Origin of the sequence: Streptomyces sp. NBC_01390 (genome assembly GCF_045040105.1) — a bacterium.
Classification (GTDB): domain Bacteria; phylum Actinomycetota; class Actinomycetes; order Streptomycetales; family Streptomycetaceae; genus Streptomyces.
This window is the reverse complement of record NZ_CP109551.1, coordinates 7018505-7035375: the sequence shown is the minus strand read 5'-3', so window position 1 is coordinate 7035375 and position 16871 is coordinate 7018505. Positions and strand designations below refer to the sequence as shown.

Here is a 16871-nt window from a genome sequence, read left to right as displayed (position 1 = left end):
CCCCCAAGTTCGAAGGAAATCGTTGTACGGCGGAAATTCGCCGTACACCGGGAACAAGCCGCTCCTGCCCCTCCCGCCCCCGGACCAAACCGACCGTACGGAATGTCAGGCCTCAGGAAGCGGTCGGAGCCAGCCGCAGGTCGACCCAGAGATCGCTCTCCCCGTCCAGCACATACCGCTCGACCTCGACGAACCCTTGCCTGTACGCAAAGGAGAGGCCGTCCTCGTTGGCGGCCAGCACGACGGTCTCGATCACCTCGGCACCGAGTTCCCGCGCCTGCCCGAGCCCCCGCAGATACTGCTCCGTCCCGAACCCGCGCCGACGAAAACCGGGCAGCACGCGCGCGATGACGGTGGCCACGGCCGCGCCCCCACCCCCGTCCCCGGCGGGCGGCCGGACGGTGGAACACCCCACCAGGGTGTCCCCGAGATACGCGACCTCCAGCCGGTTGCGCCCACTGCGCTCGCGCACGTCGTCCAGCGACATGGCGGCGGGCGGAACGATCACGTTGTGGACGTACCGCCAGTCCTCAAGGGCAGCCTCGTAGACATCGCCATCGACATCACTCACGGGCACGATACGAAGATCAGACACGGTGCCAGAAAATCGCACCCCGCGGGCGGCCGTCAACGGAGTAGTACCGAGAAGTACCCAGTAGTACCGTGCCGATCATGGCGGACTGGGAGATACGACCGGCGACGGCACCGGACATCGAACCGGTGGCCGAGCTGCGTGCCGTGGTGATGCGGCCGGATCTGGAACGACTCGGGCGGTACGACGAGCAGCGCGTCCGGCAGCGCTTCCGGGACGCGTTCGACCCGGCCCACACCTGGGTGATCGAGGTGGGCGGCGACTTCGCGGGCTGCGTGGCACTGCGCCCGGCCGAGGACCCCCAGGGCCCCGTCCACTGGCTGGAGCACTTCTATCTGGACCCACGCCTCCACGGCCTCGGCATCGGCGGGGGGATCCTGCGTGACCTGCTGGAGCGGTGCGACGACGAGGGCACTCCCGTCCGGCTGAACGTGCTCCAGGGGAGCCCGGCCCGACGACTGTACGAGCGGCACGGGTTCAGGGTGGAGAGCGAGGACGCGGTGGACGTGTTCATGATGCGCGAGCGCACATGACGAGCGCCGAGACCGGCCCCCGGGTCGTGGAACGCGAGGACGCGGTCCGCATCGTCGAGGAGGAGCTGGCCCGGGAGTACGAGAAGTGGTCGGCGCTGGACGTGGACCCGGCGCGTGTGGTGGTGGCGCGGGTGGAGGAGCACGAACTGGTGTGGCTCGTCCACTGCCAGTCCGAGGAGTTCCTCCGCACCGGGAAACCCGGCTCCATGCTGATCGGCAGCGGCCCCTACCTCGTCGACCGGGTCGACGGAGGGCTGCACGTGATCGGGGTCCTCGCCGCGATGGGCGGGGAGTGGGAGGCCGACTACCGCGTCCGTGTCCGTGGCCTGGCCGTCCGTACCCCCGTCGACGACCTGCACGACGAACTGCGCGAACTCGCCGCCGCACACGGGCACATGCATTCCGTACGCGTCCTACGGCAACGGCTGCCGGCCTTGTCTCCTGCGCGAGCCGTCCGCTACGTGAACGGACTGCTGGCCGGGGCTGCTCCGGTCGACCTCGTGGCCGTCGCCGTCGAGCAGCTCGTCGAGCCTGTCGACCCGGTGCTCACGGTGACGACCATCCGCCCGGGAAATCCCGCAGCGGGAAATCCCGTCAGTCGATGACCGCCGTGGCCTCGATCTCGACCAGGTGATCGGGTATGTCGAGTGCCGCGACACCGATCAGTGTGGCCGGCGGAACCGGGGTGACTCCCAGTTTCTCGGCCGCCCTGGCGATTCCCTCCAGGAGCGTGGGCATCTTGTCCGGAGTCCAGTCGACGGCGTAGACCGTCAGTTTCGCGACGTCGTCGAAGGTTGCGCCGGCCTCTGCCAGGGCGGTGCCGACGTTGAGGTAGCTGCGCTCGACCTGCGCGGCGAGGTCGCCCTCGCCGACCGTGACGCCGTCGGCGTCCCAGGCGACCTGCCCCGCGATGAAGACCAGCTTCGAACCGGTCGCGATCGACACCTGGCGGTACACGTCGATCTTGGGCAGGCCCTCGGGGTTCAGCAGGGTGATGGCCATGACTGATCGCCTTCCTTAGCTCTCTTGTGGTTACTCAGGAACCATAGGAGAGTGTCTGCTGACATGGAAGAACGCACTTTTCGGTGACTGGGGAACCAGATGGTGACCAAGCAGTTCAGCGGCTCGGCCAACGAAATGGACCTGCGGCGCGCGGACTCGTTGGCGCGCGAGATCTTCTCCGACGTGGCCAACAAATGGGCGCTGCTGATCATCGAGGCACTCGGCGAGCGCACCCTGCGCTTCAGTGAGCTGCGGAACGAGGTCGAGGGCATCAGCCACAAGATGCTCACCCAGAACCTGCGCATGCTGGAACGCAACGGCCTGGCGGAGCGACGCGTGTACCCCACGGTGCCGCCCCGGGTCGAGTACACGCTCACCGAGGCGGGCCAGGGGCTTCGGGCCACGGTCGACGGCATGTGCGAGTGGACCCATCAGTACATGGGACACATCGACAGCGCCCGGCGGCGCTTCGACACCTGACCTCGCTCCGGACGTCTCGAAAAACCGGTTGAACGGCGGTCACTCGCGTATCTAGGGTGTGACTCACACCGAAGGGAGGTGATCGGGTACATGAAGGTAACCCGGACGCGTGAGGTGGCTGCGGGCTAGCGGCTCGCCACCACGTTCAATGCGGTGCCGGACCAGCGTGGGCGACTGACACGCAGCCGGCCGAATCCAACGCAGTCACCCGACCCGCGAGCTCGCCGGCACGTCCGGCCGGCCCCTCCACCAGAGGGACCGAGTTCGCGGGTCGCCTGCGTTCAGCCCCCTCCCCCGGGGCTATGCCTTCAGGGTTCGCTTGGCGAGTTCGTAGGCCGGGAGCATCGCCTCGTGTTCCCCGGTGTCCAGCCCTCCGAGGTGTACGACGACCGGTCCGCCCGGTGTCGTGACCGCGAGGGCTCGCTCCTTCTTCGGGGTGTCCTCGAACTCGGTCTTGTAGAGGTACTCCACCTCGGCACCGGTGAGGGCGCCCGCCTTGAACGCGCTGTACCGCGCCTTGGTCGCACCGGCCTCGGCGGCCATGAAGGCCTTCAGCACCGTGCGCGCGTCGTCGGCGCCCGGGGCGCCGGTCCAGACTCGCAGGAAGCCGATGTGCCCGGCGGGCTTGGCGTCCACCTCGCACGCGAGGGCGACCGGGCCCTGGCGCGGGGGCTCGGCGACGGCCTCCGCCGTCCAGTCCTCGGCGATGTCGAAGGTGACGGGGAGTTCACAGGGCGAGCCGGCGGCGCCGATGCTGCCGCCGCTCCTGGCGCTCCTGGCGCTCCTGTCGCTGGTCCCGGCCGCCGTCGCCGTGGCGCTCGCGCTCCCACTCGCGGTCGCCTTCGCTTCCGTACCGTCGTCCGCCGCCTGCGAGCAGCCCGCCAGCGCGGTCAGCGCCGCCACCAGCAGCGTCGCCCGGACCGACCCGTGCCGCCTGTTCCCCGCCCCGACCAGCATCTGCCGTGTCTCCCCTCGTTCGAGCGGGACACGTTATCGGAGCGGGTGACAGTCCCTCACTCGGGGCTTCAGTGGGCGATGCCCTCGTACCCCTCGATCTCCTGCGGGTTGCGGGTGCCCGGGCCGGTGTAGCGGGCCGACGGGCGTACGAGCCTGCCGGTGCGCTTCTGCTCCAGGATGTGGGCCGACCAGCCGGCCGTACGGGCGCACGTGAACATGGACGTGAACATGTGGGCCGGAACCTCGGCGAAGTCCAGGACGATCGCCGCCCAGAACTCGACGTTCGTCGCCAGGACACGGTCCGGACGGCGGGCGTGCAGCTCCGCCAGCGCGGCCTTCTCCAGCGCCTCGGCGACCTCGAAGCGCGGAGCACCCAGCTCACGGGCCGTCCGGCGCAGCACGCGCGCGCGTGGGTCCTCGGCCCGGTAGACACGGTGGCCGAAGCCCATCAGGCGTTCGCCCTTGTCCAGGGCCTGCTTCACGTAGGCGTCCGCGTCGCCCGTGCGCTCGATCTCCTCGATCATGCCGAGAACGCGCGAGGGGGCGCCTCCGTGCAGGGGCCCGCTCATCGCTCCGACCGCGCCCGACAGGGCCGCCGCCACGTCCGCGCCCGTCGACGCGATCACCCGCGCCGTGAAGGTGGACGCGTTCATGCCGTGCTCGGCCGCGCTCGTCCAGTAGGCGTCCACAGCGGCGACGTGCTTCGGGTCCGGTTCCCCGCGCCAGCGGATCATGAAGCGTTCCACGACGGACTGCGCCTTGTCGATCTCGCGCTGCGGGACCATGGCGTTGCCCTGGCCGCGCGCCGACTGGGCGACGTACGACAGGGCCATGACGGCGGCGCGGGCCAGGTCGTCGCGGGCCGTCCGCTCGTCGATGTCGAGAAGCGGGCGCAGGCCCCAGACGGGGGCGAGCATCGCCAGCGCCGACTGGACGTCCACCCGGATGTCACCGGAGTGGACCGGGATCGGGAACGGCTCGGCGGGCGGCAGACCGGGGTTGAAGGCGCCGTCGACGAGCAGGCCCCAGACGTTGCCGAAGGAGACGTGGCCGACCAGGTCCTCGATGTCGACGCCCCGGTACCGGAGTGCGCCGCCCTCCTTGTCCGGTTCGGCGATCTCCGTCTCGAACGCGACTACTCCCTCAAGTCCGGGTACGAAGTCGGACATCAGGCGGCTCCTCTTGATGTGTGCGACAGGGGGGTGCGGCCGTAAGGCCGGGCTGCGGGCTTTGGGCTGCGCGAACAGCTGTGTCCGGTAGTTGTGTCCGGTGCGGTTCCACGGCCATTTACGCACTGCTCGCGGTCCGAAACGGTCACCTGGGTGATGCCCCGTTCGATCGGTCGTTCAACCGGACGGCAACAGCACGATATCCCTGAGTGCCATCTTTGGGGAGTCCTTGCGGCACTCAGTGCCACACTGTGGCACACAGTGATGCCTCCGATACGGCAAGATGACTGTGTGACCGCTCGCGACGCCACTCCCTTCGACGGCCCTCTCGACCCGATCGATCCCCTCGATCCCGCCGATCCCGCCGTCATGCGCAAGCAGTACCGCGCGGACGGCCTCTCCGAGGGCGAGCTGGCCGACGGTCCCATGGAGCAGTTCGCGCGCTGGTTCCGGCAGGCCGCCGCCGACGCCGGGCTCGTCGAACCCAACGCCATGGTCGTCTCCACGGCCGATGCCGACGGGCGGCCCTCTTCTCGTACCGTGCTGCTCAAGCAGTACGACGAGCAGGGCTTCGTCTTCTTCACCAACTACGGCTCCCGCAAGGGGCGCGACCTGGCCGCCAATCCGTACGTCTCACTCCTGTTCCCGTGGCTCCCGCTGGGCCGCCAGGTCGTCGTCACGGGAGTCGCACGCCGCACCGGGCGGGACGAGACTGCCGCCTACTTCCGTACCCGGCCGCACGGCTCGCAGCTCGGCGCGTGGGCCAGCGAGCAGTCCTCGGTGATCCTCTCCCGGGACGAACTCGACGCCTCGTACGCCGGGTTGGCCGCCCGCTATCCCGAGGGCGAGCAGGTGCCGGTGCCGCCGAACTGGGGCGGGTTCCGGGTGGCCCCGGAGACGGTGGAGTTCTGGCAGGGGCGCGAGAACCGGCTGCACGACCGGCTGCGGTACGTGGCGGAGGCGGACGGAAGCTGGCGCGTGGAGCGACTCAGTCCCTGACCGGGTTCAGGGACGCGTCCAGCAGGGCCGCCCACTGGGCCACCACACGTTCCCTGCGCTCCCTGTCGTCCGTGAGCAGGTTTGCCAGACCCAGGCCCCGGGACATGTCCAGCAGGCCCTGGACCGTTTCTCGTACGCCTGGCCGGGACTCGTCTGCGCCGAGCAGCTCCACCGCGATGCGATGTGTCTCGCGACCCACACGCGCCTCCAACTCGGTGACACGCGGGCGCAGTTGCTCCTCGTTCGAGGCGGCCACCCAGAGGTGGAGGGCCGCGCGGAAGAGGGGGCCGGTGTAGAGGTCGACCAGGGCCGCGACCACCACGCGGCGGTCGGCGGCGCCCTCGGGGAAGAGGGCGCGCAGGGCGGTGGAGCGTTCCTCGGCGACGTACTCGACGGCGGCCGTGAACAGGTCCTCGCGGGTGGGGAAGTGGTGCTGGGCGGCGCCTCGGGAGACTCCGGCGCGTTCGGCGACGACGGAGACCGTGGAGCCCGCCCAGCCGTGCTCGGCGAGGCAGGCCACGGCGGCTTCCAGCAGACGCTGGCGGGTGGCCCGGCTGCGGTCCTGCTTGGGCGCGCGCTGTGAGCGCTGTGAGCCTTGTGAGCGCTGTGAGCCCTGTGAGCCCTGTACACGCTGCGTCTGGGGCACGTTCTCGGTCACACCGTTGACCGCGTTGACCTCATTGACCGCATTCACAGTGTTGACCGCACCCACCGCTTTCGCGGCTTTCGCCGCATTCACACCGTTCACAGCACTTGCCGAGTTCACAGTGTTCGCCGCGTTCACAGCGTCCATGCCGGGTCCCGTCGTTCGAGGAAGGCCGTCATCCCCTCGCGGGCCTCGGCGGAGGCGAACAGGCGTGCCGACAGGGCGGTCAGCTCGGGGGTGTCCCGGTCGAAGATCTTCAGCACCTTAGCCGTGAGCAGCCGTTTCGTCTCCGCCAGGGCACCCGGCGCCGCCCTGCGCAGCCCGTCGAGGATCGGCTCCAGGGCCGCGTCGACATCCTCGGCCGCCTCCGTGAGGAGGCCGGCACGGGCGGCCTCCACGGCGTCGAAACGGGCGCCGGTGAGGTAGTGGCGCGCGGCGGCGCGCGGGTCGAGGCGGGGCAGCAGCGGCATGGAGATGACGGCGGGCGCCACCCCGATCCGTACCTCCGTGAACGCGAAGGAGGTCTCCGGGCCGCCGATCGCGAGATCGCACGCGCCCAGCAGTCCGAGGCCGCCCGCCCGTACGTGGCCGGTCACCCGCGCGACCACCGGCTTCGGCAGCTCCAGCAGCTGACGGAGCAGGCCGACGAAGGCCGCCGGGTCGGGCGGCTGCTTCAGGTCCGCGCCAGCGCAGAACGTGTTCCCGGTGTGGGTGAGGACGACCGCCCGTACGGCCGGGTCCTTGCCGCAGTCCGTCAGCGCGTCCCTCAGGTCGCGTACGAGGGACGCGGACAGGGAGTTGCGGTTGGCGGGCGCGTCCAGGGTGAGCGTGGCGATGCCCCGCGCGCGGGTGGCGGTCACTGTCGGTGTCACGGCGTCTTCCTCGGTTCTGATTCCCTCAGGCGGCGGCGCAGGATCTTGCCCGAGACGGCCCTCGGTACGCCTTCGATGAAGGTGACGTTCCGGACGCGTTTGTACGGGGCGACGCGCTCGGCGACGTACATCATGACCTCTCCTTCGGAGAGGTCGGTGGCGGACGGCTGGCGGACCACGTACGCGTGCGGGACCTCGTTGTTGTCCTCGTTGTAGACGCCGATGACGGCCGCGTCGGCGATCCCCGGATGCGTGAGGAGCAGGGCCTCGAGTTCCGCGGGGGCCACCTGGAAGCCCTTGTACTTGATGAGTTCCTTGACCCGGTCGACGACGAACAGCCAGCCGTTCGCGTCGACATGGCCGACGTCCCCGGTGTGCAGCCAGCCGTCGGCGTCGATCATCGCGGCCGTGGCCTCGGGGTTCCCCAGGTAGCCCTTCATCACCTGGGGGCCCCGGATGACGATCTCGCCGGCCTCGCCGACGACGGCCTCCTGGTCGGGGTTGTCGAGGGACAGGATGCGCATCTCGGTGCTCGGGAGGAGTCTGCCGACCGTCCCGGGAGGGGCGGTGCTCATGTCGTCCAGGGGGACGACGTGCGTGCCCGGCGACAGTTCCGTCATGCCGTACGCCTGGCCGACCGGCGGCAGGCCGAGCCGCGCGGAACAGGCGGCGGCGAGCGACGCGTCCAGGGGTGCGGCGGAGCTGAGGACGTACTTCAGGGACGACAGGTCGTAGTTCTCGACCGCCGGGTGCTTGGCGAGGGCCAGGACGATCGGCGGGGCCACGAACAGGCCGGTGATGCGGTGCTTCTCGATGGCGGCGAGGAACGTGTCGAGGTCGAAGCGCGGCAGGACGACCACGGTGGCCCCGTGCCCCAGGGACATGTTCATGAGGGCGGTCAACCCGTAGATGTGGAAGAACGGCAACACGGCCAGGATGCGGTCACCGGGGCCGATGCGCAGGGTCGGGGCCAGCTGGGCGAGGTTGGTGGCGATGGAGCGGTGCGTGAGCATGACGCCCTTGGGGATGCCGGTCGTCCCGGAGGAGTACGGGAGGGCGGCGATGTCCTCGGCCGGGTCGATGTCGATGTCCGGCTCGGGCGCTGTCGAGGCGATCATGTCGATGAGCGAGCGGTGCCCGGGGGCGCTGTCGCAGACGAGGATCTCCCGTACGCCGCCCGCGAGTTCCGCCGCCGCGCGGGCCGTCTCCAGCAGCGGTGAGACGGTGACGATCCAGGCGGCGGCCGAGTCGCGCAGCTGCTTGGCGAACTCCTCGGCGGTGGCGAGCGGGTGCACGGTCGTGACGGTGGCACCCGCGCGCGTGGCGGCATAGAAGGCGGTCGGGAAGGCGATCGTGTTCGGGCTGTGCAGCGCGAGGACATCACCTTTGCGCAGGCCTGCCTCGGCGAGTCCGGCGGCTATCCGCCGGTGGAAGGCGTCGAGTTGGCCGTACGTGAGGGTGGTGCCGTCGACGCCGTCCACGAGGGCGGGCGCGTCACCGAACTCGGCGGCCCTGCCCAGCACCGCTTCGTGGATGGGGAGTTCGACGGGGTCGACGTCTGCGTAGTCGCTGCGGAACATGGTTCCTCCTCGCGCAAAACCGTGCCGGTCGGGCCGGGCCTGTCGAGCTGTGCCGGTCGAGCTGTGCCGTTTCAGTACGACTTGGGCAGGCCCAGTGTCTGGTGGGAGACGTAGTTGAGAATCATCTCCCGGCTCACCGGAGCAATACGAGCGACACGGGCGACCGTTATCAACGAGGCGAGGCCGAACTCGCGCGTGAGGCCGTTGCCGCCGAGGGTGTGCACGGCCTGGTCGACGGCCTTCACACAGGCCTCCCCGGCCGCGTACTTGGCCATGTTGGCCGCCTCGCCGGCACCGACGTCGTCACCGGCGTCGTAGAGGGCGGCGGCCTTCTGCATCATCAGGCGGGCCAGTTCGAGTTCGATGTGCGCCTGGGCGAGGGGGTGCGCGACGGCCTGGTGGGAGCCGATGGGCGCGTCCCAGACGGTGCGCTCTCTGGCGTACCGGACGGCCGTGTCGAGTGCGTACCGCCCGATGCCGATGGCGAACGCGGCCGTCATGACGCGCTCCGGGTTGAGCCCGGCGAAGAGCTGGAGCAGCCCGGCGTCCTCGTCGCCGACGAGCGCGTCGGCGGGCAGCCGTACGTCGTCGAGGGTCAGCTCGAACTGCTTCTCCGGGGACTCGATGTCCATGTCGATCCGGCGCCGCGAGAAGCCCTCGGCGTCGCGCGGGACGATGAACAGACAGGGCTTGAGGCGGCCCGTACGGGAGTCCTCCGTACGTCCGACGATGAGGACCGCGTCCGCGATGTCCACGCCGGAGATGAAGACCTTGCGGCCGGTGAGCAGCCAGTCGGGGCCGTCCTTGCGGGCCGTCGTGGCGATGCGGTGGCTGTTGGAGCCGGCGTCGGGTTCGGTGATGCCGAAGGCCATGGTGCGGGTGCCGTCGGCGATGCCGGGGAGCCACTCCTGTTTCTGTTTGTCCGTGCCGAAGCGGGCGATGACGGTGCCGCAGATGGCCGGGGAGACGATGAGCATGAGGAGCGGGCAGCCTGCGGCGCCCAACTCCTCCAGGACTATGGAGAGTTCGGCTATGCCGCCGCCTCCGCCGCCGTATGCCTCCGGCAGGTTGGCGCCCAGGTAGCCGAGTTTGGCGGCGTCTTCCCAGAGTTCGTCTGTGTGACGGCCGTCGGCGGTGACTTGGGTCATGTAGGCGCGGCCGTAGCGTTTGCCGAGGGCTGCTACTGCGGTGCGTAGGGCTTTGTGTTCTTCGGATTCGATCGCCGTCATGGAATGTCCTCAGGGGGAGGGGGGTTCGGTTGTGGGGTGTGTGCGGGTGCGTTGTGGCTTGTCGCGCAGTTCCCCGCGCCCCTAAAGGACGACCGCGAGCAGCGTGCCGACCTCTACCTGTTGGCCGGTGACTACGTGAAGTGCCGTGAGCGTGCCCGTCGTTGGGGCCGCGATCTTGTGTTCCATCTTCATCGCCTCCAGCCATAGGAGGGGCTCTCCGGCCCGCACGGGGGCTCCTACGGTCGCGCCCTCCGCCACTCGAACCACCGTGCCCGGCATGGGCGCCAGCAAGGAGCCCGGGGCGTGTTGGGCCGTTGCGTCGGGGAAGCGGGGCAGGGGGGTGAGAGTGGTTGCGTTCACGTGGATGCGGTCGGCGTACCGGGTGACGTCGAACTTCCTTCGTACGCCTGCCACTTCCAGTACGACGAGGCTCGCGTCGGTGTGCACGACCTGCACTCCGTCGGCCGTCAGGCCCTCGCGGGTGTGGCGGTAGGCCGTCTCGTGCTCCTCGCCGTCCGCCGTCGCGTAGCGCTTGACCTGCGGTTGGGCGGGGAGGTTGCGCCAGCCGCCGAAGCGGGAGCGGCCGTGGGCGTCGGCCAAGGCGGCGGCCAGAGGTGCGTAGGGGTCGGGGGCCGGCTCGGTGAGGGAGGGGAGGTGACGGTCGTAGAAGCCCGTGTTCATACGGGCTGTCGTGAACTCCTCGTGGCGGAGAGAGCGGACGAGGAGGTCGCGGTTGGTGATCGGGCCGTGGATCGTCGCCCGTTCCAGGGCGCCCGCCAGTTTGCGGATCGCCTCCGCGCGCGTGGGGGCGTGTACGACGACCTTGGCGAGCATCGGGTCGTAGTGGACGGGGATCGGGTCGCCGTCGGCGTAGCCGGTGTCCAGGCGGATGTTCTCCGCCTGGACACCGGCTACGCCGACGGCGAGGCGGTGCAGGGTGCCGGTCTGCGGGGTCCAGGAGTCCGCCGGGTTCTCGGCGTACAGGCGGGCCTCTATCGCATGGCCACGCGCGCGTGGCGGGTCATCTTCAGGATCCTCAAGAGCACCGCCCTCCGCGACGCGTATCTGGAGGGCCACCAGGTCGATGCCGAAGACGGCCTCCGTGACCGGGTGTTCGACCTGGAGGCGGGTGTTCATCTCCAGGAAGTGGGCCTTGCCGTCCTCCCCCACCAGGAACTCGACGGTGCCGGCGCCCGTGTAGTCGACGGCGCGAGCCGCGCGTACGGCCAGTTCGTGGAGTTCCGCGACGAGCGTGGCCGGGATTCCGGGGGCCGGGGACTCCTCGATCACCTTCTGGTGGCGGCGCTGGAGGGAGCAGTCGCGGGTGCCGAGCGCCCAGACCGTGCCGTGGGTGTCGGCCAGGACCTGGACCTCGATGTGCCGGCCGCCCTCCACATACGACTCGACGAAGACCTCGCCGTCACCGAAGGCGCTCTGGGCCTCCGCTCGGGCCGCCTCCAACTCGCCTTCCATCTCAGCCAGTTCACGTACGACGCGCATCCCGCGCCCGCCGCCGCCCGCCGCCGCCTTGACCAGCACCGGCAGGTCGGCCTCGGTGACGCCGGTCAGTGGCTTGAGCCCCATCAGCTGCTTGGCGCGCGTCTTGGACGCCATGGCTTCGATCGCCGCCGGAGGCGGGCCGATCCACACGAGCCCCGCGTCGATCACGGCACGCGCGAAACCGGCGTTCTCCGACAGGAAGCCGTATCCGGGGTGCACGGCGTCCGCGCCCGCCGCGAGCGCGGCCCGCACGATCAGCTCACCGCGCAGATACGTGTCCGCGGAGGCCGTCCCCGGCAGCCGTACCGCCGCGTCGGCCACGCGCGCGTGCAGGGCGTTCTCGTCGGCGTCCGAGTACACGGCGACCGTCCGGACGCCCAGCTCACGGCAGGTGCGGAAGATGCGGCAGGCGATCTCGCCACGGTTGGCGACGAGCACAGAGGTGATCACTGTTCGTTCCTCACATTCGGAAGACGCCGAAGCCGCCGCGTGCGCCCTCGTAGGGGGCGGTGTGGATCGCGGAGAGGCACAGGCCGAGGACGGTCCGGGTGTCGCGCGGGTCGATGACACCGTCGTCGTACAGCCGCCCGGAGAGGAACATGGGGAGCGATTCGGACTCGATCTGCTGCTCCACCATCGCGCGAAGGGCGGCGTCCCCGTCCTCGTCGTACGGCTGCCCCTTGGCGGCGGCCGACTGGCGGGCGACGATCGACAGCACGCCGGCGAGCTGCTGCGGGCCCATGACGGCGGACTTGGCGCTGGGCCAGGCGAAGAGGAAACGGGGGTCGTAGGCGCGCCCGCACATGCCGTAGTGCCCGGCGCCGTACGAGGCCCCCATGAGGACGGACAGGTGGGGGACGCGGGAGTTGGAGACCGCGTTGATCATCATCGCGCCGTGCTTGATGATGCCGCCCTGCTCGTACTCCTTGCCGACCATGTAGCCGGTGGTGTTGTGGAGGAAGAGGAGCGGGATGTCACGCTGGTTGGCGAGCTGGATGAACTGGGCGGCCTTCTGTGACTCCGCGCTGAACAGGACCCCTTGGGCGTTGGCGAGGATGCCGACCGGGTAGCCGTGCAGCGTCGCCCAGCCGGTGACGAGGCTGGTTCCGTAGAGGGGCTTGAACTCGTCGAAGTCGGAGGCGTCGACGATACGGGCGACCACCTCGCGCGGGTCGAAGGGCACCTTCAGATCGCCCGGCACGATCCCGAGCAGCTCCTCCGCGTCGTACTTGGGCGGCTGGACGTCGGCGTCGCTCGGATCGGCGTACGCCTTGCGGTGGTTGAGCCGAGCGACGACCCGGCGGGCCTGGCGCAGAGCGTCGTGCTCGTCGAGGGCGAAGTAGTCCGCGAGGCCCGACACGCGCGCGTGCATCTCCGCGCCGCCCAGCGACTCGTCGTCGCTCTCCTCGCCGGTGGCCATCTTGACGAGGGGCGGACCGCCGAGGAACACCTTGGCGCGCTCCTTGACCATGATCACGTGATCGGACATACCGGGGATGTACGCCCCACCTGCGGTGGAATTCCCGAACACGACAGCGACGGTCGGGATTCCCGCCGCCGACAACCGGGTGAGGTCGCGGAAGACGGCTCCCCCGGGGATGAAGATCTCCTTCTGGGACGGGAGATCCGCGCCACCCGACTCGACGAGGCTGATGAAGGGCAGCCGGTTGGCGAGCGCGATGTCGTTGGCACGCAGGGCCTTCTTCAGGCTCCAGGGGTTGCTGGCGCCGCCGCGCACGGTCGGATCGTTGGCCGTGATGAGGCATTCCACGCCCTCGACGACCCCGATCCCGGTGACAAGGGAGGCCCCGACCGCGTACTCACTCCCCCAGGCCGCGAGCGGCGACAACTCCAGGAAGGGCGTGTCGGGGTCGAGGAGCAGCTCGATGCGTTCACGGGCGAGGAGCTTGCCGCGGGCGTGGTGCCGGGTGACGTACTTCTCCCCGCCGCCCGCGAGCGCCTTGGCGTGTTCGGCGTCCAGGCCGGCGAGTCTTCCGAGCATGGACTCGCGGTGGGACGCGTACTCCGAGGACGCGGTGTCGAGCGCGGACGCCAGGACCGTCACAGCAGTGCCTCCGGTATGTCGAGGTGCCGGGAGCGCAGCCACTCGCCGAGCGCCTTGGCCTGTGGATCGAACCGGTGCTGCGCGGCGACACCCTCGCCGAGGATGCCCTCGACGGTGAAGTTGAGGGCGCGCAGGTGCGGGAGGGTGTGTCGTACGACGTTCAACTCGGCCGTCTCCGGCAGCAGTTCACGGAACCGGGCGACGGTGAGGGTGTGCGCGAGCCAGCGCCAGGCCTCGTCCGTACGCACCCAGACACCGACGTTGGCATTGCCCCCCTTGTCCCCGCTGCGGGCACCGGCGAGCAGTCCGAGGGGAGCCCGACGGACCGGGCCGGGCGGCAGCGGGTCGGGGAGGGGTGCCTCCGGCAGTTCTTCCAGTACGAAGGTGTCGTGCGGCGGCGGTACGGGGATCCGGCGTCCGTCGTCGAGTACGGCAACGTGGCTCACGGCGTCCTGGGGGACGTACTCCGCCTCGAACACCCCGTAGGGGGCGCCCTTTCCGGGGGGTGCCAGAACATGGAACCCGGGATAGCTGGCGAGGGCGAGTTCGACGGCGGCGCCGCTGAGGGTGCGGCCCACGGCGTTCCGGTCGGGGTCACGGACGACGAGCCGGAGCAGCGCGCTGGCGGTCTCCTCGGTGGGCGCGTCGGGGTGGTCGGTGCGAGCGAGGGTCCAACTCACTTCGGCGGGCCGGGACTTGGCCGCGTACAGCACGGTCTCCAGCTGGTCCCGGACGAGCGCGGCCTTGTGCTCGATGTCGAGCCCGGTGAGCACGAAGGTGACCTCGTTACGGAAACCGCCGAACCGGTTGAGGCCCACTTTGAGGGTGGGCGGGGGCGATTCCCCGCGTACTCCGTGGATACGTACCCGGTCGGGCCCGTCCTGGTTGAGGCGGACGGTGTCGAGGCGGGCGGTGACGTCGGGGCCGGCGTACCGGGCGCCCTGGGTCTCGTACAGGAGTTGGGCGGTGACCGTGCCGACGTCGACGATGCCGCCGGTGCCGGGGTGCTTGGTGATGACGCTGGTGCCGTCGGGGTGGATCTCGGCGAGGGGGAAGCCGGGGTGACGGAGGAGGCGGGGGTTCTGGCGGACGTGCTCGGCGAAGAAGGCGTAGTTGCCGCCGGTGGCCTGCGTACCGCACTCCAGTACGTGTCCGGCGACGACGGCACCCGCGAGCTGGTCATGGGCCTGCGGTCCCCAGCCGAAGTGGGCGACGGCGGGCCCGACGACGAGGGCGGCGTCGGTGACCCGGCCGGTGACGACGATGTCCGCACCTTCGCGCAGACAGGCGGCGATGCCGAACGCGCCCAAGTAGGCGTGTGCGGCAAGGCTGTTGGGATGGCCGCCGGTCAGGTCGTCGCCCTCGACATGGGCGACGCGGACGGGGATGCCGAGCCGGTCGGCCAGTTTCCGGACGTCCTCGGCGAGGCCCGCCGGGTTCAGGCCACCGGCGTTGGCGACGATCCGTACGCCACGCTCATGGGCGAGCCCGAGGCACTCCTCCAACTGCCGCAGGAACGTACGGGCATACCCGGCCGACGGGTCCTTCGGGTCCTTGAGGCGGTCGCGGCCGAGGATGAGCATGGTCAGCTCGGCGAGGTAGTCACCGGTGAGGACGTCGAGTTGGCCGCCGGTGAGCATCTCGCGCATGGCGTCGAAACGGTCGCCGTAGAAGCCGGAGGCGTTGCCCACGCGGAGGGGGGTTCGAGGTGCGGTCACTGTGCGCCCTCATTCGGTGCCCGCCCCTTGCCCGGCGGGCCCGCGAAAGCCTGGGCGATGTCCAGCCACTGGTCGGCGTCGGCGCCTTCGGCGCGCAGAGCGAGGTCGGCGCGATGGGCGCGCTGGGTGACGAGGAGGCAGAAGTCGAGGGCGGGGCCGGTGACTCGGCCGACCGCGTGTTTCGGGTCCTCCGGACCATACGTCCACAACTCCCCAGCGGGCCCGACGAGTTCCACGCGGAACTCGTCGAACGGTGGGGCCATCCCGTGCACACCGAACGCGAAGTCGCGGGTGCGGACACCGAGTCGGGCGATGTGCCGGAGCCGGGCGGTGGGGGCGATCCGGGGCACGCTCAGCGCGTCGGCCACGTCCAGGCCGTGGGCCCAGGTCTCCATCAGCCGGGCGGTCGCCATGGAAGCGGCGGACATCGGCGGCCCGTACCAGGGAAACCGTGCCCCGGCGGGTGCCGCACGCAGGGCGTCCGCCAGAGCCTCGCGCCCGGCCCGCCAGTCCGCGAGCAACCGCGCGGGCGGCTTCCCCGCCCACTCCTCGGCACCGTTGTCCACGAAGTCCCCTGGCGCGATCAGCGCTTTCTCCACCTCACGGTCGAAGGCGGCCCGGTCGGTCACGGCCAGCACGGAGGAGTGGTCGGTCCAGGCGAGGTGCGCGATCTGATGGGCGACGGTCCAGGCGGGGGCGGGGGTGTCGAGGGCCCACTGCTCGCCGCTCAACTCGGCAACCAGGTCGTCGAGTTGAGCGCCTTCCTGGCGCAGGTCGTCGATGACGGCCCAGGTATTGGCCGAGGGGTCGGACACGGGCGCTTCCCTTCGGGGAGGGGCGGGATGTGGTGGACGCTGGGGTGTCGTTCCGGGCGCTGGGACGTGGTTGCGGACGTTGGGACGTGATTGCGGCCCTGGGACGTGGTTGCGGATCCTGGAGCATGGTGCGGTCCGTTCCCGAACGAAGGATGGCAGCGCCGCCAGAAACAAGCAAGCATGCTTGCATTAACTGAACGCAGCACCACGGGCGAGGAGGCAGAGCCCCAGGCCTTGACCTGAACCGCTGAACCGCTGAACCCCTATTCGTCGTCCCAAGCCATCGAGCTCATCCGCCACCCGGCCGGCGTCAGGACGAACTGGGTGGTCTTGCGGCCGGCGCCCTCGAACCACTCGCCGTCGAGGAAGCCGGACTTGCGGTATTCGCTGAACCGGTGCGCGATCGATCCGAAGATGTCGGTCCGCTCGGCGACTTCCCATTCGGAGAACTCCGTCAGCGTCCCGTCGGTGAGGATCTTCTCCCGGGGCTCGACGAACGCGTCGAGGTCGTAGATCACAGGATCACCTCCGATGTTCTTGATGATCATTCCCTCCGGGATGAACACCTCCCGGACAACCTCGACGTTCGGTCGACTGCCGCCGGTGTTGGTGAACGCACCGAGGAAGGCACGCATCAGTTGGTCGAGTTCGGCCTTGACATCGGACACGGGTGATCCTCCATGGGGTGAGACGTTCCAGGCTCTCGGGCGTACC

17 protein-coding genes are annotated in these 16871 nt (G+C 70.0%); 4 read left to right on the top strand and 13 right to left on the bottom strand.

Annotation, left to right across the window (positions count from 1 at the left end; genetic code table 11):
- Positions 1-112: 112 nt before the first annotated feature.
- Positions 113-571: a GNAT family N-acetyltransferase gene (locus OG241_RS31860; protein ID WP_405820141.1), complete on the bottom strand. Its 459-nt coding sequence runs from the start codon at positions 569-571 to the stop codon at positions 113-115.
- Positions 572-672: 101 nt separating this feature from the next.
- Here OG241_RS31860 and OG241_RS31855 point away from each other — a divergent pair, with 101 nt between their 5' ends.
- Together OG241_RS31855 and OG241_RS31850 are read left to right on the top strand one after the other, a co-directional pair.
- Positions 673-1125 carry a GNAT family N-acetyltransferase gene (locus OG241_RS31855; RefSeq protein WP_405820139.1) on the top strand — a complete coding sequence of 151 codons (453 nt, stop codon included), beginning with the start codon at positions 673-675 and terminating at the stop codon, positions 1123-1125.
- Entirely contained in the window at positions 1122-1730 is a 609-nt protein-coding gene (locus tag OG241_RS31850) for a YrhB domain-containing protein (RefSeq protein WP_405820137.1), read from the top strand. The genes OG241_RS31855 and OG241_RS31850 overlap by 4 nt, the downstream gene beginning before the upstream one ends.
- Here the strand turns inward: OG241_RS31850 and OG241_RS31845 are convergent.
- A complete protein-coding gene (locus OG241_RS31845) occupies positions 1720-2127 on the bottom strand; it encodes a RidA family protein (RefSeq protein ID WP_405820135.1) in 408 nt (135 codons plus the stop codon). The genes OG241_RS31850 and OG241_RS31845 overlap by 11 nt on opposite strands.
- Before the next feature lie 99 nt (positions 2128-2226).
- Here OG241_RS31845 and OG241_RS31840 point away from each other — a divergent pair, with 99 nt between their 5' ends.
- Positions 2227-2607 (top strand): winged helix-turn-helix transcriptional regulator, encoded by a 381-nt coding sequence (locus tag OG241_RS31840; protein WP_405820133.1) that lies wholly within the window; start codon positions 2227-2229, stop codon positions 2605-2607.
- A 300-nt stretch (positions 2608-2907) separates the two neighbouring features.
- On the opposite strand, the gene OG241_RS31835 is transcribed toward OG241_RS31840, so the two are convergent.
- Together OG241_RS31835 and OG241_RS31830 are read right to left on the bottom strand one after the other, a co-directional pair.
- Positions 2908-3564: a lipoprotein gene (locus OG241_RS31835; RefSeq protein ID WP_405820131.1), complete on the bottom strand. Its 657-nt coding sequence runs from the start codon at positions 3562-3564 to the stop codon at positions 2908-2910.
- A 68-nt stretch (positions 3565-3632) separates the two neighbouring features.
- Positions 3633-4733, bottom strand: a complete 1101-nt coding sequence (locus OG241_RS31830; RefSeq protein WP_006377987.1) for a citrate synthase 2 — start codon at positions 4731-4733, stop codon at positions 3633-3635.
- 291 nt (positions 4734-5024) lie between these two features.
- On the opposite strand from OG241_RS31830, the gene pdxH reads away from it, so the two are divergent.
- Positions 5025-5732 carry a pyridoxamine 5'-phosphate oxidase gene (gene pdxH / locus OG241_RS31825; protein WP_405820129.1) on the top strand — a complete coding sequence of 236 codons (708 nt, stop codon included), beginning with the start codon at positions 5025-5027 and terminating at the stop codon, positions 5730-5732.
- Here the strand turns inward: pdxH and OG241_RS31820 are convergent.
- From OG241_RS31820 to OG241_RS31780, 9 genes are all read right to left on the bottom strand, one after another.
- On the bottom strand, positions 5722-6267 hold the full coding sequence (locus OG241_RS31820) for a TetR/AcrR family transcriptional regulator (protein ID WP_405826513.1): 546 nt from the start codon (positions 6265-6267) through the stop codon (positions 5722-5724). The two genes, pdxH and OG241_RS31820, sit on opposite strands and share 11 nt — an antisense overlap.
- A 245-nt stretch (positions 6268-6512) precedes the next feature.
- Entirely contained in the window at positions 6513-7250 is a 738-nt protein-coding gene (locus tag OG241_RS31815; RefSeq protein WP_405820128.1) for an enoyl-CoA hydratase family protein, read from the bottom strand.
- Positions 7247-8830, bottom strand: coding sequence for a 4-coumarate--CoA ligase family protein (locus OG241_RS31810; protein ID WP_405820126.1), 1584 nt, complete (start codon positions 8828-8830; stop codon positions 7247-7249). The genes OG241_RS31815 and OG241_RS31810 overlap by 4 nt, the downstream gene beginning before the upstream one ends.
- A 71-nt stretch (positions 8831-8901) precedes the next feature.
- The gene (locus tag OG241_RS31805; protein WP_405820124.1) at positions 8902-10059 is read right to left on the bottom strand and encodes an acyl-CoA dehydrogenase family protein; all 1158 of its coding nucleotides are present in this window, start codon (positions 10057-10059) and stop codon (positions 8902-8904) included.
- An 81-nt stretch (positions 10060-10140) separates the two neighbouring features.
- Positions 10141-12009 (bottom strand): acetyl/propionyl/methylcrotonyl-CoA carboxylase subunit alpha, encoded by a 1869-nt coding sequence (locus OG241_RS31800; protein WP_405820122.1) that lies wholly within the window; start codon positions 12007-12009, stop codon positions 10141-10143.
- 10 nt (positions 12010-12019) lie between these two features.
- A complete protein-coding gene (locus OG241_RS31795) occupies positions 12020-13624 on the bottom strand; it encodes an acyl-CoA carboxylase subunit beta (RefSeq protein ID WP_405820120.1) in 1605 nt (534 codons plus the stop codon).
- A complete protein-coding gene (locus tag OG241_RS31790) occupies positions 13621-15342 on the bottom strand; it encodes an acyclic terpene utilization AtuA family protein (protein WP_405820118.1) in 1722 nt (573 codons plus the stop codon). The genes OG241_RS31795 and OG241_RS31790 overlap by 4 nt, the downstream gene beginning before the upstream one ends.
- The gene (locus tag OG241_RS31785; protein WP_405820116.1) at positions 15339-16157 is read right to left on the bottom strand and encodes a TIGR03084 family metal-binding protein; all 819 of its coding nucleotides are present in this window, start codon (positions 16155-16157) and stop codon (positions 15339-15341) included. Before OG241_RS31785 ends, OG241_RS31790 begins: the two co-directional genes overlap by 4 nt.
- A 263-nt stretch (positions 16158-16420) precedes the next feature.
- Positions 16421-16825 (bottom strand): DUF4440 domain-containing protein, encoded by a 405-nt coding sequence (locus OG241_RS31780; RefSeq protein ID WP_405820114.1) that lies wholly within the window; start codon positions 16823-16825, stop codon positions 16421-16423.
- Between the last annotated feature and the right edge of the window lie 46 nt (positions 16826-16871).